The organism is Acidocella sp. (genome assembly GCF_013044125.1).
In the GTDB taxonomy this organism is placed as follows: Bacteria; Pseudomonadota; Alphaproteobacteria; order Acetobacterales; family Acetobacteraceae; genus Acidocella.
In genome coordinates, this window is the sequence record NZ_JABEVC010000202.1 from 1 (window position 1) to 3,779 (window position 3,779).

The following is a 3,779-nucleotide window of genomic DNA, read 5'->3' on the forward strand; positions in this document are numbered from 1 at the left end:
CACCACCCATGCCGCCATCGGCGGTAATCACATAACTCCCGGCAGCGCTGAGGGTGACAGTCTCAACCACGCCGGTATAATTTTCTATGATACCGCTCATGAAGCTCCCCAAACCAATACACAACTACAAGACGAGTCAGTTCAATTCTACTCACCCAAAAAGTGTATCCGTTCACCCTCCCGATTTCAATTTTAAAGTTAACAAACTGTAAATTTCCGCTCACCCCCCGCCGCCGCCACGCGCAAACTTGCCTTTGCCCGCAAACGGGTGAATTTATATCCCCTGCGCTCCACCAGTTAGGACATTAAAATGCCGGCATACCGCTCCCGCACCACCACCCACGGCCGCAACATGGCCGGCGCGCGCAGCCTCTGGCGCGCCACCGGCATGCAGGACGGCGACTTCGGCAAACCCATCATCGCCATCGCCAATTCCTTCACCCAGTTCGTCCCCGGCCACGTCCACCTCAAAGACCTCGGCCAGATGGTCGCCCGCGAGATCGAGTCCGCCGGCGGCGTCGCCAAGGAATTCAACACCATCGCGGTGGATGACGGCATCGCCATGGGCCATTCCGGGATGCTCTACAGCCTGCCCTCGCGTGAGCTGATCGCTGATTCCGTCGAATACATGGTCAACGCCCACTGCGCTGACGCCCTGGTCTGCATCTCCAACTGCGACAAAATCACCCCCGGCATGCTCATGGCCGCGATGCGCCTGAACATCCCCACCGTCTTCGTCTCCGGCGGCCCGATGGAAGCCGGCAAATACATCCACGGCGGCAAAACCGAGCGCGCAGACCTCATCACCGCGATGGTCGCCGCCGCTGACCCTTCGGTGACTGACGCCGAGACAGATTCCGTCGAGCGCTCCGCCTGCCCCACCTGCGGCTCCTGCTCGGGCATGTTCACCGCCAATTCCATGAACTGCCTCACTGAGGCGCTGGGTCTCTCCCTGCCCGGCAACGGCAGCCTGCTCGCCACCCACGCTGACCGCCGCGAATTGTTCCTCGAAGCCGGGCGCACCATCGTCAAACTCGCCAAACGCTGGTACGAGCAGGACGACGCCAGCATCCTCCCCCGCTCCATCGCCAGCTTCGAGGCTTTCCAGAACGCCATGTCGCTCGATATCGCCATGGGCGGCTCCACCAACACGGTGCTCCACCTGCTCGCCGCCGCGCATGAGGGCGAAATCCCCTTCACCATGGAAGACATCGACCATCTTTCCCGCCGCGTCCCCAATCTCTGCAAGGTCGCGCCCTCAAAATCCGATGTCCACATGGAAGACGTCCACCGCGCCGGCGGCATCTTCGCCATCCTGGGCGAACTCAGCCGCGCCGGGCTGATCCACACCACCCTGCCCACCGTCCACACCCCCACCATGGGCGAGGCCATCGCCAAATGGGACATCTCAGGCCCCGCCTCGGATGCCGCCCGCAGCCTCTACCTCGCCGCCCCCGGCGGCGTGCGCACCACCCAAGCCTTCAGCCAGAACCGCCGCTATGAGTCCCTGGACCTTGACCGCGCCAAAGGCGTCATCCGCGACCTCGCCCACGCCTTCAGCCCCGATGGCGGCCTCGCCGTCCTCTCCGGCAACATCGCGCTCGACGGCGCCATCGTCAAAACCGCGGGGGTTGACCCCTCCGCCCTGGTCTTCACCGGCCCCGCCCGCATTTTTGAGAGCCAGGACGACGCGGTCTCCGCCATCCTCGGCAACCGCATCGTCGCGGGGGATGTGGTGGTCATCCGTTATGAAGGCCCCAAGGGCGGCCCCGGCATGCAGGAGATGCTCTACCCCACCAGCTACCTCAAATCCAAAGGCCTGGGCAAAGTCTGCGCCTTGGTGACCGATGGCCGCTTCTCCGGCGGCACCGCCGGCCTCTCCATCGGCCACGCCTCCCCCGAAGCCGCCGAAGGCGGCGACATCGGCCTGTTGGAAGAAGGCGACATCATCGAAATCGACATCCCCAACCGCATCCTGCGCGCCGCCCTGCCGGATGAAACCCTGGCCGCCCGCCGCCTCGCCATGGAAGCCCGCGGCGAGGACGCCTGGAAGCCAAACCGCACCCGCGTGGTCTCCCAGGCATTGCAAGCCTACGCCGCCCTCACCACCAGCGCGGCGCGCGGCGCCGTGCGCGATGTCACGCAGCTAACCCGCCGGTAACCTGAAAGGATGGGTGAGCGCAGCGCCACCCATCCCCAACACCCCCATCCGTAGGATGGGTAAGCGAAGCGCCACCCATCCTCTCACCCCCCTGTCATTCCCCGCAACTTCCTCTATATACCCCTCCCATGTCAGCAGAATCAGATCAGTTAAACGAGCAGATCGGCCGTTCGGTCGCCTTGCTGAGGAGGCATCTTTGACTGGGATGCCGCCCTCATCAAACGCGCCGAACTAGACGCGCGCGCACAAGACCCCTCCCTCTGGAACAACGCCGAAGCCGCGCAAGTGGTGATGCGCGAGCGCGGCCGCCTCGCCGGGCTCATCGATGGCGTCCTCGCGCTGGAACGTGAAACCGCCGACACCATCGAGCTGGTCGAAATGGCCGAAGCCGAAGGCGACGCCGCCCTGGTGAAGGACGCTCTGGCCAACCTCGCCACCCTGGCCGAACAGGCCAAAACCCGCGAAATCGAGAGCCTGCTCTCCGGCGAGGCCGATGGCCGCGACGCCTTCATGGAAATCAACGCCGGCTCCGGCGGCACCGAGGCGCAGGACTGGGCGCAGATGCTCCAGCGCATGTACATGCGCTGGGCCGAGCGCCGCGGCTTCAAGGTTGAAATCCTCGACATGTCGGAAGGCGAGCAAGCCGGCATCAAATCCGTCACCATGCAAATCTCCGGCCCCAACGCCTACGGCTGGCTCAAAACCGAATCCGGCGTCCACCGCCTAGTCCGCATCTCGCCCTATGATTCCGCCGCGCGCCGCCACACCAGCTTCTCCTCCGTCTGGGTCTACCCGGTGGTCGACGACACCATCGAGATCGAGATCAACCCGGCGGACCTGAAGGTGGATACCTTCCGCGCCTCGGGTGCGGGCGGCCAGCACGTCAACAAAACCGAATCCGCCATCCGCATCACCCACGTCCCCACCGGCATCATCGTCGCCTGCCAGACTGACCGCTCCCAGCACCGCAACCGCGCCACCGCCATGAACATGCTCAAAGCCCGCATGTACGAGATGGAGCTGCAAAAGCGCGAAGCCGCCTCCGCCTCCATCGAAGCCGCGAAAACCGACATCGGCTGGGGCCACCAGATCCGCTCCTACGTCCTCGCCCCCTACCAGCTGGTGAAGGACCTGCGCACCAATTATGAAACCGGCAACCCCGCCGCGGTGCTGGATGGCAACCTGGACCCCTTCATGGCCGCCTCCCTGGCCGCGCGCGTCGGCGCCACCCGTTCCGACGCCTCGGCCATGGCGCAATAACCACGCCCATCCCGCCACCCCACTCAGGCATGCGAGCGCAAGCCGGCATCTCCCCCGCAATCATCACGATACCGTCACACAGCCTCTGACCGTTTGCGGCTCCCTCAGCCGAGCGAGCCGAAAGCGTGAATCGCCCTCAGAAAAATGGCTAGAGCCTGATCACACCTAAACCAATCAGGCTCTAGAGCGCAGTCTGCTCCGCGCTCTTGCACCAACGCGAATCCATCGCGCCCGGCAAGCACACGCGAATGTATCAATTTTGTAACTTGCTTGTGGGATAAAGTTCCACGAAAAATAGCCCGAAACTGGTCAATGACGGGACATCATCGTGCAAAACCTTTCCTCCGCGGAGTCCGCC

At 64.0% G+C, this 3,779-nt stretch carries 2 protein-coding genes; both read left to right on the forward strand.

Translation table 11 applies throughout. From position 1 onward, the window contains the following. Window positions 1–310: 310 nt before the first annotated feature. Window positions 311–2,161, forward strand: a complete 1,851-nt coding sequence (gene ilvD / locus HKL97_RS12415; RefSeq protein ID WP_291425805.1) for a dihydroxy-acid dehydratase — start codon at window positions 311–313, stop codon at window positions 2,159–2,161. Window positions 2,162–2,289: 128 nt separating this feature from the next. Then, window positions 2,290–3,421, forward strand: a protein-coding gene (gene prfB, locus HKL97_RS12420; protein ID WP_284258540.1) for a peptide chain release factor 2 whose coding sequence is annotated in 2 segments (ribosomal slippage) — window positions 2,290–2,358 and window positions 2,360–3,421 — 1,131 coding nt in all. Because the reading frame shifts where the segments join, the coding sequence is not laid out codon by codon here. The last annotated feature ends 358 nt before the right edge of the window (window positions 3,422–3,779 follow it).

Coding starts and splice junctions, on each gene's coding strand:
- ilvD (WP_291425805.1), top strand. CDS start 311: ATGCCGGCATACCGCTCCCGCACCACCACCCACGGCCGCAACATGGCC.